A 17,874-nucleotide genomic window follows, 5' to 3' on the forward strand; every position below is an offset into this window, starting at 1 on the left:
ATGAATATAGAATATGGGATTAAAGGGATCGGTTTAGCCTTGGTTATGGCGACTGGAACAACCGCTTCCGCGCAGCAAAGCGATTGGTCCTATGAAGCTACGGTTTATCTTTTCATGCCTGAAACAGAAACGTCTATCGAAACGCCGTCGGGGACATTGGACGGAACGTTGAGTTTTTCTGACGCTTTGAGCAACCTGGATTTCGCCTTCATGGGCGCGTTTGCGGCATCCAATGGGCGTTGGAGCCTGCTGGCAGACTACAACTATACAAATTTATCTTTTAGCAACACCGGATCCGGTCCGGCTGGATCCAGTCTCGACACATCATTTACCACCCAATTCCTCAGTGGATACGTGGCTTATCGGGTCTATGAAGATCCTACTGTTAAACTGGACATTGCTGGTGGTTTCAGATGGTTCAGCACCGAAACAAATTTCACGCTGACGCCCAGCTCGGCACCGGGGCGTACGACTACAGTTGACGGCGATTGGGTCGATCCGGTCATTGGCGCAAGGGCACGTTTCGTCTTCTCTGAAAAATGGACGGGAACCGGGTTCGTTGACTATGGCGGCTTCCGCAACGGCAGCGAAACTTGGCAGGTTCTGTTGACGGCAGATTATGCCATCAATGATAGATGGGTGATCCGTGGCGGATATCGCTATATCGCCTTCGACCATGAGATCGGCGGCAACGATTTCGAGTTCAGTCAGTCCGGGCCGGTGATCGGGGCGACCTACCGATTCTGATTGATTGTAAACGAATATTGTTTGCGGTTTCGACCTGGCACGAGACGTCAGACGGGCAGATCGCGCAAGTATGCTGGGTGCAACCTCCCTCTATGCGTTGTTTGCTGCATTCCTTAAGCGGGAGTTCCAGCAACCATCTAGCTTTTTCCGGAGTGGTGAAAGGCTGCAAACCCGGTGATGCGGGGATGGCGCGGAACGGGTCGCAACCGATCTTCGGTCGGAATAGCCGCCTGATCCGGTATCCAGGCGGCCCTGCCTGTCAGAACCAGCGACCAATGGCTGTGACGGCCGGCGCCAGGGCTGCCGAATCCGAGATCGCCGAGAAGACAATGAATGTCGATTGGGACGACGAAGGCGTATCAAACCCGGTAAACCGGGTAGCAACGCCTCCAGAGCCGTTCAGGTTCGGGGGCGTCGAAAAGTCAGCCGGAAAATCCCAGGTTATTGGGCCGCTTTTGAAAAGAGCGCCCTCAGCAGTCGTGCAGGCCACGGGTGCAGGCGTGGCCGTACAGATCTGAGTACCGTCGGCAAACCGTACGTAATCTCCGTTGGCGTTGCTGCCGCGCTCAATGGCCGCTCCGGTCGGAACACCAGCGTTTTCCGTCACTGTTCCAAGAAGGTTGCCGGGTCCGTATCCGTAATCGGCGCGCATCAGGCGGCCTGTGGTTGTATCACTGGCAACTGCCTGAACAGTTGTCCCTGACACGGTTCCGGCAACAGGATCAAAGGTCATCACTTCCGTCCAGTTACTGCCATCGGGAGACACTTTGATGGAAAATCCGGTGCCGCCAGACAGTCCCATTTCAGCGTGACTGGTCCAGTTCGATTGAAACAACAGCGATGCTGTATCACCTGCGCTGGCTTTGTTGATCTTTAACTGATGTCCGCCACCTTCGTGGCTCAGCAAGGTCGCAGGGCTGCGAACGGACAGGCGGTTCGTACTGTCAGAATTTGTAGCCACCCCGACTCCGTCAAGGTTCTGAGTGCTGACTGGCAGGGGGGCCCAAGTTGTTCCTGTCCAGTATTTCAGAACTCCGGTCGCTTCATCCCAGGCGCGCCAGCCGATGCCGGGGGTCACGAAATGCCAGGCGTTGTCCAACCAGGCGGCAAGCTCGCCGGCATGCCCTGCCCAGTCGCCGGTCGGGTTGGCTCCAAGAGCATGAACTTCGCCTTGCGCGGGGACAACAGGTGGGGTTCCGGAATCCGTTGACTGTACCGAGAGTTGCACGACCAGATCGAGCTGTCTCAGGGCTTCGTTGTGGGTAACATGTTTTTGCGCTTGTGCCGGTTGCAGCAAAGGCAGGTTCAATCGGGGGGATGTTTGTGACACGGGGGTCCTCCTGTGGCGTCGGTCCGAAACTTCGGTTGCGCGCTACCCTGCCGTGAATAGCGTCAATCCTGTCTGACCGGGCCGACCGCCCAGGAAATGTTTTGCTAAGTTTTGGTCCTCAGCTTGGAAACCGCTACTGAATAGGCGCGCGTTAGGATCGCCCGGAATTAATCCCGGGCGTAAATGTCCTCGTATCGGATGATATCGTCTTCACCCAGGTAGGTGCCGGTCTGAACCTCGATCAAGACCATAGGAACTTTCCCAGGGTTTTCCATTCGGTGCGTGGCTCCCAGTGGAATATAGACTGACTGGTTTTCGGTTACCAAACGCTCCTGATCATCGATAGTGACCTTGGCTGTGCCTTCGACCACGATCCAATGCTCGGAACGATGATGGTGAGACTGCAGGCTGAGCGACGCGCCTGGATGAACATGGATGCGCTTGACCTGAAACCTGTCGCCGATCACTAGGCTTTCGAACCAGCCCCATGGTCGATGATCCACAGGCAATGATTCAGCCTGTTTCACCCCTTTGGCCTTTAGTGCCGTAACGGCCTGTTTCACGTCCTGAGCCTTGTCCATGCTCGCGACCAGAACCGCATCGGGCATCGCAATGGTGATTACGTTTTCAAGACCCATTGCCACGACTTCCAGCGCGGGCGACTCGGATCGTATCAACACGTTGCGGCAGTCGATTGCGGTTACTTCTCCATTGGTTGCTACTCCGTCTTCATCGGGGTTCGATAGCTCTTGAACCGCGGTCCAGCTTCCGACATCAGACCAGCCGGCAGAATACGGCACCACGCTTAGGTTCGAGGCTTTTTCCATCACTGCGTAGTCTATTGAAATGTCGCCGACACCCGCCCAGGCTGCTGGGTCCAGTCGGAGAAAGCCCAAATCTGTTTTTGCCTCTGCAACGGCCTTTTGAACTGGTGGGATCAGTTCGCTCGCGTGCTGTTCAAAAGCTGCTATGATATCGCGAACTGCAAACAGGAAGATGCCTGAGTTCCAAAGATAACTTCCATCCGACAGCATCGCCTCGGCCGTTTTTAGATCAGGTTTTTCTACAAAACGATCCAATGGGACAACTTCATGGGTCGATTCCGGAGGATGGCGAAGTTTGAGATAGCCGTAACCGGTTTCCGCGTGTGTCGGAGTGATGCCAAAGGTAACCAGATCGCGTCGTTCACTTATTGTCCGTACGCCTTCAGCAACGGCTTGATGAAAGGCTTCCATGTCCGGAACCACATGATCTGACGGCGCTACAAGCATGATGCCCTCCGGATCACGCGCTGCCAGAAACAAGGCCGCGGAAAGAACGGCGGGGGCCGTGTTGCGCCCTTCGGGTTCGATCAGAATAGGGCCAGGGTCAATTCCGACGGCCGTCAATTGTTCCGGGACAACAAAGCGAAATGCCTCGTTGGTCAGAATCAGGGGCTTTGCATATGGCGCTTGAGATGGTCCGAGCATCCGTTCCGCGCAATTTTGCAGCAGGCTTGTTTCGCCGACCAGCTGAACGAATTGCTTGGGATAGCTTTTGCGTGACAGGGGCCACAAACGTGTTCCCGATCCACCGCAAAGAATGACGGGGTAGACTGTATTGGTCATGCAAGTGCCTTCGAGCTTCGGGTGACTGACGGTATTGCCATGTTTTTAGTCAAGTAAAACCACCCATGGCTACTGAGCAGCTTTCCCAGTGGCGACAATGTCGTTAAGATATTGGCTCAGATCATCACGCAGGTCTTCGCGGGCAAGAGCAAAGGCAACGGTGGCTTGCAGAAAGCCTGATTTTGAACCGCAATCAAAACGCTGACCGTCGAATTTGTAACCGAAGGCAGGAACGCCGGCGGCAATGTCCTGGGCGATGGCATCGGTCAGCTGGATTTCACCGCCACTTCCCGTTTTTTTTGCGTTGAGGTTGTTCAAAACGGAAGGCCGAAGCACGTAACGGCCGATGACCGCCAGATTGGAAGGTGCTTCCGATGGTTCGGGCTTTTCAATCATGCCTCTGGTGGGGACGACGGATCCGATATTGTCGCCAACATCGAGTACGCCATAGGAACTAGTCTTTTCCTTCGGAACTTCCATCGCCGCGACCATGTTGCCACCAGTGTCTTCGTATGCCTCGATCATTTGTTGCAAACAAGGCTTGTCGGCGGCGATGACATCGTCAGGCAGCATCACGGCAAAAGGTTCATCGCCGATCAGCCGTCGGGCACACCAGACGGCGTGTCCCAGTCCCAGTGCTTTGTGCTGGCGGATATAAGCGATCGCCCCGCTTTCCATATTTGTCTTGTTCAGGATTTCCAGAAGCTTGTTCTTGCCTTTGGCTTTCAGCTCTTGCTCCAGAACCAGGTTGTGGTCGAAGTAGTCTTCAAGCGCGGATTTTCCGCGTGATGTCACAAAAATGAATTCCTTGATCCCGGCGGCGCGGGCTTCGTCAATTGCGTACTGCACCAGCGGACGATCCACCAGTGTCATAATCTCTTTCGGTACGGATTTGGTCGCTGGCAAAAAACGCGTCCCCATGCCCGCTACTGGAAAAACCGCTTTGGTGACTTTGCGTGTCATGGTGCCTCTCAATATATTAGTTTTGCCAGAAGAGCAGGAAATGTCCGGAGTGTCCTCATAGGCTGCAATACCCTGTCAATCAATGATGCCTGATGGATCAGGCATGTAATCAGTCAAATCGTGCCACCTTGCCAAGGAGGAGTCAAAAGCCTGGTCGGATGCGATATGCATACAATACTTGCGCATCATGTGCTTGGATAGTTGGCTGTTTACCTCCTGTAGAGGGAGGCAAATCATGGTCAGTCCATCACGAAAACTCAATTGCATTGATCTGATTGCAGTATCCTTCAGAGTATCACTTTCTTAGGAACGATCCGACTGTGTTGCGGTTCCACGTATCATGCTATTTTTTATGCGGTTTTCCCACTTGGAAGACGCAGTTCTCTTAAAGCCGCGCATACTGTCCGCATTCGGGTATCAATGGTCTGAAGGACAAACCGTGCCAATGGTTTTTTACGGACCGAGGGTTTTCCTTTGCGAAAGGGCTGCTAGCTGCCCTTCGCAACTCACCTAAGTTTTTAACTTGCCCCTCACGCGCTGTTTTCGAATGGGCAACAATTGGCGCCTGGTTTCGACGATAGGTTCTGAAAGCGCCTGTTCTAGGCGCAAAGGATCAATGAACGGGCAGGGTGGCAGAGCCTACTGATCACTCTGGTTTGCCTCACGGGGCCAAGCTTGTTTTCATCGGCGCGTCCGGAAAACAGGTCGGTGCGGCCCCCAGGGTCTCTTGCCATCGACCTATCGAACGACGTGTTTTGTAACCCGGTAGCCCATCAACCCCTCCGACATCATGCCCTTGTTTTTCCAGCGCCTCCTGCATTTTGGCGATATCGGATCTGTACAGCCCGCCGACCTTCCCCCAGGAGTCACTGAAATCGCCCATACCGTACTGAATACGGTCGCCAATGTGGCCGACAAACAAGGCATACAGGTCGCTTTTGTTGTATTCCTTGAGAACGTAGAAGTTTGGCGTAACAAGAAAAGCCGGACCATGTCGTCCTGCGGGCATCATCAAATACCCGTCACCACGTAGCTCATGGGCTGGAAAGGGTTTGCCCGAGACGCGACGTATCCCCATCTCAGCCCATTCCTGAATAGGTCGCCCTTGATCGGGGCCTTCTAAAGCGCATGAGACATTATTGGGCACGAAAACCTCGAATCCCCAGTCCCGTACAGAAACCCAGCCGTGTTTCATGAGGTAGTTTCCGATTGAAGCTATCGTATCTTCGGGTGACCCCCAAATATCAGCCGCACCATCGCCGTTGCCGTCAACAGCATACGACAAGTAGTTGGACGGCATGAATTGAGGCTGGCCCAAAGCGCCAGCCCAACTGCTTTTCATTTGCCGCGCGGGCTGGTGACCTGCTTCCGCGATTTGCAGGGCAGCAACAAGCTCAGCGGTGAAATAGTCTGCACGGGTACTCATGAAAGCCTTGGTCGACAGTACCCTGAAAGCACCATGCCGGATCGGAACCTGTCCGTATCCGCTCTCTCTTCCCCAGATCGCCAGAACAATGCGGGCAGGAACGCCGGTTTCGGCTTCGACCGCCGCCAGAGTTGCGGCATGGCGCTGTGCCATTTTCCGTCCTGCCGATGTTGCGCCTTTTACCGACCCCGGATTGAAATAGCGACCGGGTGAGCCAAACTCGGCCTGTTTCTGGACCTTGGGAGTTTTGCGTGCGCTACCCGGCGGCACCAGATTCGGCAAGTTCCACTCAAGGGTCACGCCAGAGAGGGCTGCTTGCATTGTCTCGCGTGTCACACCCTTGGCCTCTGCCTGGGGCCAAATGATTTCCTGCAACCACAACTGAAACTGACGTTCGATCGCCGCACGATCCTGTGCCAGCGTGGGCTGACAAAGGAGGATTATTCCCAAAGAGAAAAACAGAATACGCATCATTGTTTTGTCTGTCCCGGCTGGGATTGCAAGTCAACGGGAACATACCGCGCATCCCTGGACCCGTTACACCCGAAATTGAATTGGGGACTGACCCGGACAATTTGTGGTTTGGAAAAACTCTTGAGAAAATTCACACACTTGCCGATAGTCGAATGGAAATTGTTTGAGGAAAGGGCAGTCTGTTATGGCACAAGTCAATATGCCCAACCCAATCCCTCTGCTCATGGTGGCCGTGATCCTGTTGGTGTCGATGTCGCAAACGGTGGCGGCCAGCGACAGTTTCATGGATCCGCAAGGGCCCATTGCCGCCATCCAGAAAACGCATCTGCTGCGGGCGACCGCATTGATCATGGTGGCCGTTGTCCCTGTTCTGGTATTGGTGCCGCTGATCGCACTCCGATATCGCCGGCGAAAAAACAGCAGTGCAGCTTATCGTCCGGAATGGGATTTTTCGGCAAAGTTGGAATTCCTCATGTGGGGCGTTCCTGTTTTGATTGTGGCACTGCTTTCGTTCTACCTTTGGAAGGCCACCCATCGGCTTGATCCGTACTCGACGGCTTTTGGTGAAGATCCGGCCTTGCGTGTGCAGGTTGTCGGACTGGATTGGAAGTGGCTGTTCATCTACCCCGATCTTGGCATCGCCAGTGTGGGCGAATTTGGGATTCCCACCAAACGACAGGTGGCGATGACACTGACCACCGATACCGTGATGCAGTCTTTCATGATCCCGGCACTGGCCGGCCAGATTTACGCGATGCCGGGCATGACCACCCAACTGCATCTGGTCGCAGACGCGCCCGAAGTCATGCAGGGCGAGAACACGCAGTACAACGGGCGGGGCTTTACCAAACAGAAATTTCGCACCGTAGCGATGCACAATGATGAGTTCGAAGTATGGGTCCAAAAAGTTCGTGACAATGGTATCCAACTAAACCCTGCAACTTATCAGACGCTTGCGATGCGGACAGACAGGGATGAGGTTCAGGCTGTGCTAGGCACTGCAAAGATGCCGAAGGATGCGTTGTACTTCACAATGGAAGAGGATTTGTTTCACAGCATTCTGCACCGTTATCACGGGGGCGAAGCAGTTCTGGTGGATCAACAGCCGGGAACGGCGTCATTCGGGCTGGAGGCGCAGAAATGACTTCACCGGGTACAGGGTTCTTTGGCCGCCTCAACTGGGATGCGCTTCCGGTCACAGGGTTGATCCAGAACCCGAACGCAAATGAGATCGTTGCCAACGCCGCTGCCGCAATCGTCTTGGTTGGTGTTGTCGTCGTGGTCGGCCTGCTCAGCTGGTTTCGGTTGTGGACGCCCCTTTGGCGCGATTGGCTGACCAGTGTCGATCACAAGAAGATTGGGATCATGTATGTCGTTTTCGCCATCGTGATGTTGGCGCGTGGCGTGTTGGAGGGCGTCGTCATGCGCGCGCAGCAAGCCGCCGGACCAGGCGATGGCTTCCTGGAGGCTGAACACTTCGCCGAGTTGTTCAGTACCCATGGCACGATCATGATTTTCTTTGTCGCGGTGCCCTTTGTCTTTGGCATCGCGAACTACGTAGTTCCGCTGATGATCGGCGCGAGGGACGTGGCGTTTCCTCGGTTGAACCAGATCAGCCTGGGCCTGACAGTGTCCTCTGGCATGATGCTTATGGTTTCGCTGGTGGTGGGTCGGTTCTCGACCGGTGGTTGGACGGCCTACCCGCCGTATACCGGCGCAGCCTTCAATCCGGGCGTTGGGCCGGACTACTGGATTTGGGCGATCGTTGTTTCGGGTGTTGGCACAACGCTCACCGGGATCAATTTCGCTGTTACGATCTACAAGATGCGCGCGCCGGGAATGACTTTCATGCGGCTGCCGATGTATTGCTGGACCATCATATGCAGTTCGATCCTGATCGTCTTTGCCATGCCGCCCTTGGGCGTTGCGGCGCTGTTGTTGGCCGCTGATCGCTATCTGGATTTCCACTTTTTCACCAACGACCTCGGCGGCAACATGATGAATTATGCCAATCTGTTCTGGCTGTTCGGACACCCCGAAGTCTACCTGCTGGTTCTGCCTGCTTACGGTATCTACTCCGAGGTTTTTGCGACCTTTTCGGCCAAGCGGCTCTACGGCTACAATTCGCTTGTCATCGCTACGATGTCGATAGCGGTTCTGTCGTTTACGGTCTGGCTGCACCACTTTTTCACCATGGGGCAGAGCGCCCTGATCAACGCTGTATTTGGTATTGCAACGATGCTGATCGCCATTCCGACCGGTGTAAAAGTCTATGACTGGATGGCGACTCTATGGCGGGGGCGCATCCGGTTCTCGGTGCCGATGTTGTATGGCTTGGCGTTTTTGATGTTGTTCGTGATCGGAGGCCTGAGCGGGGTGATCCTGGCCAATCCGACCGTGGATTATCAGGTGCACAATACGCTGTTTCTGGTGGCCCACTTCCACAACGTACTGTTGCCGGGGGTGCTGTTTGGTCTTTTGGCAGCCTATAACTACTGGTTCCCCAAGGCGTTTGGCTTTCGTCTAAACGAGTTCTGGGGCCGCGTCACGGTTGCCCTCTGGACCGTAGGGTTTTTGCTGACCTTCATGCCGCTCTATTTCGTCGGACTCATGGGGATGCCGCGCCGTTCTTTCAGTTACGATGACCCATCCTTCCATCCTTTCATGATAGTGGCGATCGTTGGGGCGCTGGTGATTACCTGCGCGTTGTTCTCGGTTCTGATCCAACTTTGGGTCAGCATCCGCGACCGCGAAAAGACCCGCGTTCCAGTTGGGGATCCATGGGATGGGCGCACGTTGGAATGGTCAATCCCGTCGCCGCCGCCTCCGTACAACTTTGCGATCATTCCAACCGTTACGGATCGGGATGATTTTGCGGCAGCAAAGGACAAGGGTGCAGCCTACCCAACGCCTGACGCTTATGAAGATATCGAATTGCCGCGCAATACAGGCATTGGCTTTGTCCTGTGTGTTCTGAGCGGCGTCTGGATGTTCGCGCTGGTCTGGTGGATCTGGTGGTTGGCAGCATTGATGACGGTTCTGATGATCTTGGTGGTGATCGTCTGGACGTTCGATGACAGCACCGAGCTGACCATACCAGCGGAAGAAGTGCGCAGGGATCACGAAGCCTGGCTTGCACGGGTTCACGGCGAAAAAGCGGTGGATCGCGATTTCGAGACGTCTCCGGAGAATCGCGGCCTCGCCCGCCCCGATCTGGAGGTGATCACATGAAGCGTGCGCCCACCCACAGCTACCCAGGGATCAATCTGGGGGAACGCCACGCGAGTGCTCATAAGGCGACCGAGGTTGTCACCTTCGGGTTCTGGGTCTTTTTGATGAGTGACCTGGTCTATTTCGGCCTGATGTTTGCGACTTACATCACGATGATCGATGCGCAGGCCGGTGGTCCCGGCCCGCACGAGCTGTTTGATCTCAAAAGCGTCTTTGCGCAGACGCTTATCCTGTTGACGAGCAGCCTGACGGTTGGCCTTGCCATGCTGGCGCTGAAATACAATCTGCCGCGCGGTCGCATTGTTTTGTGGTTTGGCGTCACGCTTTTACTGGGGATCAGTTTCCTGGTGCTTGAGGTGCGTGATTTCATGGCCATGGCGGAAAAAGGAGGCATTCCGCAGCGCAGCGGTTTCTTGTCGGCCTTCTTTGGGCTCGTTCCTCTGCATGGTGTGCACGTCGCCGCAGGATGCTTGTGGCTGATCGTTCTGGGTATCCAACTTCGCGTGAAAGGGATGACGGATGTTGTTATCTCCCGCGTGGTGCGGTTGGCACTGTTCTGGCATTTTCTCGACCTGATCTGGATCGGGATCATCACCATCGTTTATTTCGGAGGTCTGACCTATGGATAAGCGCTCTGAAATGCACCGTCGCGAGCGTCGGCGCTATGTGATCGGATACGGTGGTTCGCTTTTGCTGACGGTGGCAATGTTTGGCGCAGCCTACCTGTTTGGGATCGAAACAACCGGTGTTTACCTGACCATTGGATTGCTAGGTCTGGCCCAACTTGTTCTGCAGCTTGTTTATTTCCTGCACATCGATCGTCGGCGCAGCAGCCGGGAAGACCTGCACCTGGTCCTGTTTTCAACCATGGTTTTGTTGATCATGATCCTTGGAACGGTCTGGGTGTTGGGAAATCTGGCAATAAGAATGCACATGCATGTGATGTGATGCTCATGGGTCGTGTGCAGAGAGGGATACGAAAATGAAGCCACTCAAAATCGCAGCCGTGGCTTTGATACTTGCAGCAATTGCAGTCGGTCTTGTTCTGTTCTGGAGGCACGAAGAGCGGTACCCGTCCACTAAGGATGCATATCTGGGCGCGAACATCATCTATGTCGCTGCGCAGGTGACAGGGCAGGTGGCAGATGTACATGTGATCGAAAACCAGCCCGTGAAAAACGGCGATCTGCTTTTCACGATCGACGACACTCAATTCAAGGCTTCGGTGGATGTAGCCAAAGCCAATCTGGATAGTGCGATACAACAGGCCAAATCCTATTCCACACAGATTGCTGCGGCTGAGGCTTCGGTGGACAGCGCCCAATCGGCCTACGATACTGCATTGAAGAGTTTTGAACGTGCGAAAGCATTGTTTGCATCAGGCGATGTCGCACAGGCATCGCTTGATCAGACGGCATCGGAATTCGCGCAAGCCTCTGCAAGGTTGACGACCAGCCAGTCCAGCCTGTTGGCACTGAAAAGCGGGTTGCAGGCGAAACAGGATGATATTCTGTCTGCGCGGGCACAGCTTGAAATCGCGGAAACTAACCTTGCCTGGACCAAGATCCATGCCGCGGCCGACGGATGGATCGCCAATCTGACCCTTCGCCCCGGATCCTCGGTGTCCGCCAACGCTCCGCAATTTTCGATTGTCGAATCGTCCGATTGGTGGGTGGACGCGAACTTCAAAGAAACCGCATTGGCGCGCATTCGTCCGGGGCAGCCGGTCACGATACGTGTCGATATGCTCCCGGGGACGACGCTTACAGGTAAGGTGGCGTCAATCGGGCGAGGGTCCGGGGACACGTTTTCCTTGTTGCCCTCGGAAAACGCGAGTGGGAATTGGGTCAAGGTCACCCGGCGATTTCCGGTTCGGATCGAGCTTGACCCGTCCGATGCGCCCTTGCGTGTCGGAGGCAGCAGCAAAGTTGTCGTAGATACAACAGGTCCGGTGGACGGCAAATGACCTCTGCGGCGTCCGGCCATGTGAACATGGTGATCGTGATCGCCGTTGTTCTCAGCGCCATTCTGGAAGTCCTAGACAGTACGATTGTCAATGTGGCGTTGCCGCATATCCAGGCCGCATTTGGGGCGACGACCGATCAGGCGACATGGATTCTGACCAGCTATATCGTTTCCGCGGTGGTCATCATGCCGTTGACAGGGTTCGTCGCCCGACGCGTGGGCCGACGACGGTTGATCCTGACGGCGGTGACTGGTTTTGCCGTCATGTCGATGATGTGCGGCATGTCGTGGAGCCTTGAGGTCATTGTTGCCTTTCGGCTGGCTCAGGGCATGTTCGGCGCTTTCCTGATCCCTTTGTCACAGTCCATTCTGTTTGATGCCTTCCCGCGGGAAAAGCGCGGACAGGCAATGGCCATCTTCGGTCTGGGCGTCGTGGTGGCGCCGGTTCTGGGGCCAACGGTCGGTGCAATCCTGACCGAATATTTTTCCTGGCGGATGGTCTTCTTCGTCAATCTTCCCGTGGCGGCCCTTGCACTGCTTCTGCTGGCCGGAGAATTGCCGGAAGACAAAACCGAGGAGGTCCAGATCGATTGGAAAGGCCTTGCTCTGCTGGCTGTTGGAATCGGGTGCCTTCAATTCGTTCTGGATCAAGGCGAGACACTGGACTGGATGTCGTCCCGCGTCATCCAAGTGGCCGTGATCGCAGCAATTCTCGGGGCGTTTGGATTCATTTTTCACGCGTTGGCCTCTCGCAATTCGGTTGTGGACCTGCGTCTGTTCGCAGATCGAAACTTTGCCTTGTGCAATCTGATCATCGCGGGTTTTGCCGTGTCTCTGTTCGGGGGCATCGCGATTTTGCCGACGCTTGTTCAAAGCCTGCTGGATTTCCCTGTCATCGCGTCGGGCCATCTGTTCATTCCGCGTGGCCTGACCGCAGGGCTGTCCATGGTTCTGACCGGCGCAGTGCTGGTAAACCGCTTTGATCCGCGCCTGCTGGCGGGCATCGGTCTGTTGCTGACGGCGGTCGGGAATTTCATGATGGGGGCCATCAACCTCAATGCCGGTTTTTGGGAGCTCGCGTGGCCGGGGGCCATCAGCGGCCTCGGTATGGGCCTTGTGTTCGTGCCCATGTCGATACTGGCTTTCGAGAGCATCAGTAAAGGCCGGCAGGACGAAGCCTCTGGTCTGTTCAACGTGACAAGGCAATTGGGATCGTCGGTTGGCATCTCGCTGGTCGGCACCTGGGTTGTACGCGGGTTGCAGACCAATACGGCGGTGCTCAGCCAGAATGTGACGCCTTATAACCCCGCGGCCCAGGCGTATCTGAGCCCGCTTGGCCTTGCGCCAGACAGCGCTGAAGGTGCTGCCATTCTGGGCCAGGAAATCATGAAGCAGGCCGAGATGATTTCCTATTTGACCGTATTCAACAATCTGGGTCTGCTTGCCTTGGCGACAATTCCATTGCTTTTCTTTTGTCGCGCTCCGAAGCCCGGGTCACATGTTGCCGCTCATGTGCATTAGCGCGTCAAGGTCAGCCCAAGCCACAGGGCGAACCAGCACAGCGCCAGGCTGATCAGGATATTGCCAGCTGCCAGAACCAGAGTGCGCTCGCGCCGAAGTTCAAGAGATTGGTAGGCAAAGCTGGAGAACGTGGTAAACCCACCGCAAAAACCAAATACCAGCCGTCTTTGGTCTTCGGGGATGTCGACAGGGCCGCCCAGATAGCCGATCCAGAGCCCAAGCAGCAGGCTGCCTACTACATTCACAATCAGCGTTGAAAAGGGCAAATCGTGCCGCACTTTCAAAGCCAGCCAATGACGTAGGACCGCCCCCAGGCCTCCTCCCAGTGCGAACATCGCATGAAGATAGAGATCATTCATGACGGTGACCTTTCGGAATGAAAATGGTTGCCCAGCTTTTCTCCGATCAGCGCAGCGCCAATGCCGAAAGCGATTTCCAACCCGACGGCAACAGGGACGGCCCACAGATCACCTTCGGCAATACGTTCCAGATCAGCTACAAAAGATGAAAAGGTGGATAACCCACCACAAAACCCGACTGCGCCCAAATGCAGCACATGAGCGTGCACCTTGTGACGTATTGAATACAGCCATCCTAAGACAAAACAGGCCGTCACGTTGATGCCGAAAGTCGACGTGAGGAAACTGAGGCCGGGGATTTCCAGTGCGAATACTTCGCGCAACAACGATCCCAGCGCCCCTCCGGCAAAGACAGCGAGAAACATAAGACTCTTTCGGTCGCGCCGGAGTTGGGAATGCGTTTTTGTCAAGTGTGTGCCTGTCGTCTTCTGGTATGTGTGGCATATCCACTGGCGACACCCTGTTCAACTGTTGAGCGGCCGTAACGCGTTTTCACGTTTTCGTCTTTGAGCGGATAAATTCTCTCAAAAGCTTGCAATTAAAAATCAATCTGTTTCACGTTGAGTGCTGTTGGAACGCGCAACGGCCGGTCGGAAATACGAGGAGCCAGGAACATGATTGTACGCAGGATCTACTATTTTCTGAGCTATGTCTGCCTGCCACTTGTGTTGCTTTTGGGTTTTTTCTGGCCCCCTGCTCACTGGCTTTTGGTCCTTTTGGTGCCCTACGCGGTCATTGGTCTTTATGACATTTTGACAACCAAACACAATGTGCTGAACAACTACCCGGTTCTGGGGCATTTCCGTTATATGCTGGAATTTGTCAGTCCGGAAATTCGACAGTATTTCGTTGAAACCAATGAAAGCGGTCGACCTTACAACCGGATCGTTCGGGGGCTAGTTTATTCCCGCGCAAAGGGCCAGATGGACACGCAGGCCTTCGGGACCCAGTACGACATTAACGAGGTTGGTTATCACCGCGCAAATCATTCACTTGCGCCCAAACACGTAGACGAAAGTGAACTCCGTGTGATGCTGGGGGGACCGCAATGCACACAACCTTACAGTGCCTCGCGCCTCAATGTTTCGGCCATGAGTTTCGGTGCGCTGAGCGCCAACGCCATCCGCGCGCTGAATGGCGGGGCAAAGGACGGAGGGTTCGTCCACAACACCGGTGAAGGCGGATTGTCTCCTCACCATCTGGCCGAAGGCGGCGACATCATCTGGCAGATTGGGACGGGCTATTTTGGATGCCGTACGCCTGAAGGCGGATTTGACAAAGACAAGTTCGCCGACAAGGCCACAAAGGATGTGGTCAAGGCGATTGAGATCAAATTGTCCCAAGGTGCCAAGCCAGCGCATGGTGGAGTTCTGCCGGCTGCCAAGGTCGATGCTGAGATTGCCGAAATCCGTGGGGTGCCCGAGCATCAGGATGTGATTTCCCCTCCAACACACAGTGCATTTGAAGGGCCCTCGGGGTTGATGCACTTTGTTCAACATCTGCGCGAAATGTCTGGTGGCAAACCAGTCGGCTTCAAATTGTGTATTGGCAACCCGTCCGAGTTCATGTCGATCTGCAAGGCCATGCTCGAGACAGGTATACTGCCGGACTTCATCACCATTGATGGATCAGAAGGGGGTACGGGCGCGGCCCCAGTCGAGTTCACCAACCGTCTGGGCATGCCCCTGAACGAGGCGCTGATTTTCGCAAACAATTGCCTGCGTGGCGTTGGGCTGCGTGACAAGATCCGGATCATTTGTGCGGGCAAAGTGGCGACCGGATACGACATGGTCGAGAAATTCGCGCTTGGTGCGGATATGTGCAACGCCGCGCGGGCGATGATGTTTGCGGTTGGCTGCATTCAGGCCTTGCATTGCAACACGAACCGTTGCCCGTCAGGGGTCGCCACCCAGGACCCAGTTCGGGGGCGCGCGGTGAACATCCCGCAAAAGCGGCAGCGCGTTCACCGGTATCACGACGCTACACTGGAAAGCTTCCGTGAACTCTTGGGTGCGATGGGGAAGGAAAAAGTGTCCGAACTGCATCCACGCGACATTCTACGTCGTACGGCGGACGAGCAAGAGCGCACCTATGGCGAACTTTACACCTATTTGGAGGATGGTGCGTTGCTGGCGGATGTTGTTCCCGAGGAATTCGCGGCGGATTGGAAACGCGCTTCGGCATCTCGTTTCTGAGGCGGGATCCGGAACAAAAAACCGTTTACCCAGAACACGTGTGGGCGAACTGCGCCCGCGCGCACCGTTTTGACATGTGGCTTAGCTTAACTGGGGTTCGATCTGGGATTGTTGGTCACATGCGTGTTGATCCTGCGAATGCTCCATTCAACGGCATCCCGCATCGCGCGCCCCAAAGCTAAATCAAACGCCTTGATCAGATCTGATGTCTGGTCGCTTGCGGCAACGACATTTTCCTGAAACGAATTCGAAGCGATGATCTTGTCGTCGTATTCATCAATGACCTTTATGTTCATGCGTACTTCGATACGGATTTTGTCTCCGTTCTCGGGGTCCGCGACAACAATGCCCTGAAACTCGCGCAGGTCCGGTGCGATCACATAATCAGCGCGCAATCCAACCGTTGACCGGCCAACGGCAGCGACTTTGCCAGAGTTCTCAAAGCTCTCGATCAACAGCGTCTGAACGATCAGAGGTGCGCGATCCACCCAACGCGCCCGTGGCAAATACTGAACCTGAAACGGGGTGGGCTGAATGGCGATCTGATCCGTGTTCACAGCGGCGGTTGCTGTTGGTTCTTCAACAACGATCTGTTTCTGTATTCGCGGCAGCGCCGACGAAAACGTGCTTTTGGGTGTCAACAGATACAGATCGTTAGGTTTCGCGGCTTGTTTCAAAGTGCCCAATCCGGCACATCCACCGACCAATGCAAACGTCAGTATTGCAATTGCAGGCTTGATCATTGACGGAACTCCGATGCTTGGGTGCCCAGCAGAAACCGCGCAGGATCACGTTCGACCTTGTCCACCAGACGGTCGAGGCTGATCACAAGACGTTGGGATTCTTCGACGAAGCGGATAAATTGCGGCAGACCAACCCGCAGGAAATCCGAAACCTGGCGGCGGTTGGTCTGAACGATGCCGTCAATTGTTCCCAGCAGCTCTGACGCAGAATTCGAAGCGCTCAGGACATCGTCCGAAATTTGATCGATCTTATTTGTGATGTTCGAGACTGTTTCGGTTACCTGGTTGGCTGCCTTTCGGATATCTTCCGCAACGGGTGCCACATCTTCTTCCATGACGCGATTGGCTGATTCAAAGGCTGTTTCTGCCGAAGACAGCGCGCCTTTGGCTGTGTCCATTGCAGTTGTTATCGAACCAAGTGTCGTGTTGGCGTTCAACACGGTTTCATTCACGATTCCAAGTGTGACGCTGCCCTCATCCGACAAGACGGTCAACCGGTCGGCCAGTTGCGATCCGCGCTCGATGAAAGGTTGAATGTCTTGCTGCAGGATGCGGTCTGCTGTCTCGATCGTCGTTTTGGCTTCGTCCAGCGCGGTCTTGGCTGACTCGGACGCGGACTTAACTGAATTGAGCGTCTCCGTGCCGGTCTTGAGGGTCGTCTCGGCCGTTTCGATCAGAGGGTCCAGACGTTTTGAAAACTCTCCAATATCTCGGGCTGCGCTGCCTATGTCGCTGGCCACGGAGTCAAAGCTTGTCAAAGTTTTGTCCAGCCGGCTGGTTGCAGAGGCAAGGTTATCCAGAATGCCGCTCACGGCTTGCCGGTTCTTGTCGTCAACGACCTTGTTCAGGTTTTCCAGAAGTGTAACGGCCTCGTCCAGCACCTTCGGTGCGCCTTCAAACAAAGACTGGATGGTGCTGCGCTTGCTTTTGATCACGCCGTCCTGCGGCAATCTTTTGGCGGTCGGTGACCCGCCGGTAAGTTCGATGTAACCTACGCCGGTTACGCCCAACGATTGAAGCTGGGCGATCGTTTCTTCGGTGATCGGAATATCTGCATCCACTTCTATACGCACCCGGACCTTGGACGGATCGTCCTTGTCCAGGTTCAAAGAGAGCACCTGCCCAACAGGAAGGCCGTTGAAATTTACCCCACCCGCCGCCGAAAGCCCCGAGACGTTATCGAATAATACGTCGTAATAAGCGTATTGCCGGGTCACTTCGAATTTCGCCAACCACAGGAAAAAGCCGAAAACGCCCAACAGCCCCACAAGGGTGAACGCGCCGATCAGGATGTAATTTGCTTTGGTTTCCAT

General features: G+C 55.1%; 16 protein-coding genes. 8 read left to right on the forward strand and 8 right to left on the reverse strand.

What is annotated here, in order from left to right; genetic code table 11:
- Positions 1-747, forward strand: coding sequence for a porin family protein (locus AC2FLP_RS11355; RefSeq protein WP_117873743.1), 747 nt, complete (start codon positions 1-3; stop codon positions 745-747).
- Between the two features lie 259 nt (positions 748-1,006).
- Here AC2FLP_RS11355 and AC2FLP_RS11360 read toward each other — a convergent pair whose 3' ends face one another.
- The 4 genes from AC2FLP_RS11360 to AC2FLP_RS11375 form a co-directional block, all read right to left on the reverse strand.
- Entirely contained in the window at positions 1,007-2,077 is a 1,071-nt protein-coding gene (locus AC2FLP_RS11360; RefSeq protein WP_496683786.1) for a DUF2793 domain-containing protein, read from the reverse strand.
- Positions 2,078-2,244: 167 nt separating this feature from the next.
- Positions 2,245-3,684 carry a mannose-1-phosphate guanylyltransferase/mannose-6-phosphate isomerase gene (locus AC2FLP_RS11365; protein WP_496683789.1) on the reverse strand — a complete coding sequence of 480 codons (1,440 nt, stop codon included), beginning with the start codon at positions 3,682-3,684 and terminating at the stop codon, positions 2,245-2,247.
- 69 nt (positions 3,685-3,753) lie between these two features.
- Positions 3,754-4,647 (reverse strand): UTP--glucose-1-phosphate uridylyltransferase, encoded by an 894-nt coding sequence (locus tag AC2FLP_RS11370; RefSeq protein ID WP_117873737.1) that lies wholly within the window; start codon positions 4,645-4,647, stop codon positions 3,754-3,756.
- A gap of 661 nt (positions 4,648-5,308) precedes the next feature.
- Positions 5,309-6,544, reverse strand: coding sequence for a lytic murein transglycosylase (locus tag AC2FLP_RS11375; RefSeq protein WP_496683909.1), 1,236 nt, complete (start codon positions 6,542-6,544; stop codon positions 5,309-5,311).
- Between the two features lie 187 nt (positions 6,545-6,731).
- Between AC2FLP_RS11375 and AC2FLP_RS11380 the strand changes: the two genes are divergently transcribed.
- From AC2FLP_RS11380 to AC2FLP_RS11405, 6 genes are read left to right on the forward strand one after another with little or no spacing between them, the layout of a single operon-like run.
- Entirely contained in the window at positions 6,732-7,691 is a 960-nt protein-coding gene (locus AC2FLP_RS11380; RefSeq protein WP_299897307.1) for a cytochrome ubiquinol oxidase subunit II family protein, read from the forward strand.
- Positions 7,688-9,778, forward strand: a complete 2,091-nt coding sequence (locus AC2FLP_RS11385) for a cbb3-type cytochrome c oxidase subunit I (protein ID WP_496683792.1) — start codon at positions 7,688-7,690, stop codon at positions 9,776-9,778. Before AC2FLP_RS11380 ends, AC2FLP_RS11385 begins: the two co-directional genes overlap by 4 nt.
- Complete coding sequence (locus tag AC2FLP_RS11390) at positions 9,775-10,407, forward strand: cytochrome c oxidase subunit 3 (RefSeq protein ID WP_299897301.1); 633 nt, start codon at positions 9,775-9,777, stop codon at positions 10,405-10,407. The genes AC2FLP_RS11385 and AC2FLP_RS11390 overlap by 4 nt, the downstream gene beginning before the upstream one ends.
- The gene (locus tag AC2FLP_RS11395; protein WP_254683856.1) at positions 10,400-10,726 is read left to right on the forward strand and encodes a cytochrome o ubiquinol oxidase subunit IV; all 327 of its coding nucleotides are present in this window, start codon (positions 10,400-10,402) and stop codon (positions 10,724-10,726) included. The genes AC2FLP_RS11390 and AC2FLP_RS11395 overlap by 8 nt, the downstream gene beginning before the upstream one ends.
- Positions 10,727-10,760: 34 nt before the next feature.
- Positions 10,761-11,744 (forward strand): HlyD family secretion protein, encoded by a 984-nt coding sequence (locus AC2FLP_RS11400; RefSeq protein WP_299897295.1) that lies wholly within the window; start codon positions 10,761-10,763, stop codon positions 11,742-11,744.
- Positions 11,741-13,264 (forward strand): DHA2 family efflux MFS transporter permease subunit, encoded by a 1,524-nt coding sequence (locus AC2FLP_RS11405; protein WP_496683797.1) that lies wholly within the window; start codon positions 11,741-11,743, stop codon positions 13,262-13,264. The genes AC2FLP_RS11400 and AC2FLP_RS11405 overlap by 4 nt, the downstream gene beginning before the upstream one ends.
- Here AC2FLP_RS11405 and crcB read toward each other — a convergent pair.
- Positions 13,261-13,623 carry a fluoride efflux transporter CrcB gene (gene crcB, locus AC2FLP_RS11410; RefSeq protein WP_117873725.1) on the reverse strand — a complete coding sequence of 121 codons (363 nt, stop codon included), beginning with the start codon at positions 13,621-13,623 and terminating at the stop codon, positions 13,261-13,263. The two genes, AC2FLP_RS11405 and crcB, sit on opposite strands and share 4 nt — an antisense overlap.
- Positions 13,620-13,988, reverse strand: a complete 369-nt coding sequence (locus tag AC2FLP_RS11415) for a fluoride efflux transporter FluC (RefSeq protein WP_299897289.1) — start codon at positions 13,986-13,988, stop codon at positions 13,620-13,622. Before AC2FLP_RS11415 ends, crcB begins: the two co-directional genes overlap by 4 nt.
- 249 nt (positions 13,989-14,237) lie before the next feature.
- Between AC2FLP_RS11415 and AC2FLP_RS11420 the strand changes: the two genes are divergently transcribed.
- A complete protein-coding gene (locus AC2FLP_RS11420; protein WP_496672832.1) occupies positions 14,238-15,818 on the forward strand; it encodes an FMN-binding glutamate synthase family protein in 1,581 nt (526 codons plus the stop codon).
- Positions 15,819-15,904: 86 nt separating this feature from the next.
- On the opposite strand, the gene AC2FLP_RS11425 is transcribed toward AC2FLP_RS11420, so the two are convergent.
- Together AC2FLP_RS11425 and AC2FLP_RS11430 are read right to left on the reverse strand one after the other, a co-directional pair.
- Positions 15,905-16,561, reverse strand: coding sequence for an ABC-type transport auxiliary lipoprotein family protein (locus AC2FLP_RS11425; protein WP_496683801.1), 657 nt, complete (start codon positions 16,559-16,561; stop codon positions 15,905-15,907).
- Complete coding sequence (locus tag AC2FLP_RS11430; protein WP_496683804.1) at positions 16,558-17,874, reverse strand: MlaD family protein; 1,317 nt, start codon at positions 17,872-17,874, stop codon at positions 16,558-16,560. Before AC2FLP_RS11430 ends, AC2FLP_RS11425 begins: the two co-directional genes overlap by 4 nt.

This window comes from Ruegeria sp. CDSA141, from assembly GCF_059612005.1.

Bases quoted from the DNA above. Each gene is read 5' to 3' on its own strand.
- AC2FLP_RS11355 (WP_117873743.1), top strand. From the start codon at position 1: ATGAATATAGAATATGGGATTAAAGGGATCGGTTTAGCCTTGGTTATG.
- AC2FLP_RS11365 (WP_496683789.1), bottom strand. From the start codon at position 3,684: ATGACCAATACAGTCTACCCCGTCATTCTTTGCGGTGGATCGGGAACA.
- AC2FLP_RS11370 (WP_117873737.1), bottom strand. From the start codon at position 4,647: ATGACACGCAAAGTCACCAAAGCGGTTTTTCCAGTAGCGGGCATGGGG.
- AC2FLP_RS11375 (WP_496683909.1), bottom strand. From the start codon at position 6,544: ATGCGTATTCTGTTTTTCTCTTTGGGAATAATCCTCCTTTGTCAGCCC.
- AC2FLP_RS11380 (WP_299897307.1), top strand. From the start codon at position 6,732: ATGGCACAAGTCAATATGCCCAACCCAATCCCTCTGCTCATGGTGGCC.
- AC2FLP_RS11385 (WP_496683792.1), top strand. From the start codon at position 7,688: ATGACTTCACCGGGTACAGGGTTCTTTGGCCGCCTCAACTGGGATGCG.
- AC2FLP_RS11390 (WP_299897301.1), top strand. From the start codon at position 9,775: ATGAAGCGTGCGCCCACCCACAGCTACCCAGGGATCAATCTGGGGGAA.
- AC2FLP_RS11395 (WP_254683856.1), top strand. From the start codon at position 10,400: ATGGATAAGCGCTCTGAAATGCACCGTCGCGAGCGTCGGCGCTATGTG.
- AC2FLP_RS11400 (WP_299897295.1), top strand. From the start codon at position 10,761: ATGAAGCCACTCAAAATCGCAGCCGTGGCTTTGATACTTGCAGCAATT.
- AC2FLP_RS11405 (WP_496683797.1), top strand. From the start codon at position 11,741: ATGACCTCTGCGGCGTCCGGCCATGTGAACATGGTGATCGTGATCGCC.
- crcB (WP_117873725.1), bottom strand. From the start codon at position 13,623: ATGAATGATCTCTATCTTCATGCGATGTTCGCACTGGGAGGAGGCCTG.
- AC2FLP_RS11415 (WP_299897289.1), bottom strand. From the start codon at position 13,988: ATGTTTCTCGCTGTCTTTGCCGGAGGGGCGCTGGGATCGTTGTTGCGC.
- AC2FLP_RS11420 (WP_496672832.1), top strand. From the start codon at position 14,238: ATGATTGTACGCAGGATCTACTATTTTCTGAGCTATGTCTGCCTGCCA.
- AC2FLP_RS11425 (WP_496683801.1), bottom strand. From the start codon at position 16,561: ATGATCAAGCCTGCAATTGCAATACTGACGTTTGCATTGGTCGGTGGA.
- AC2FLP_RS11430 (WP_496683804.1), bottom strand. From the start codon at position 17,874: ATGGAAACCAAAGCAAATTACATCCTGATCGGCGCGTTCACCCTTGTG.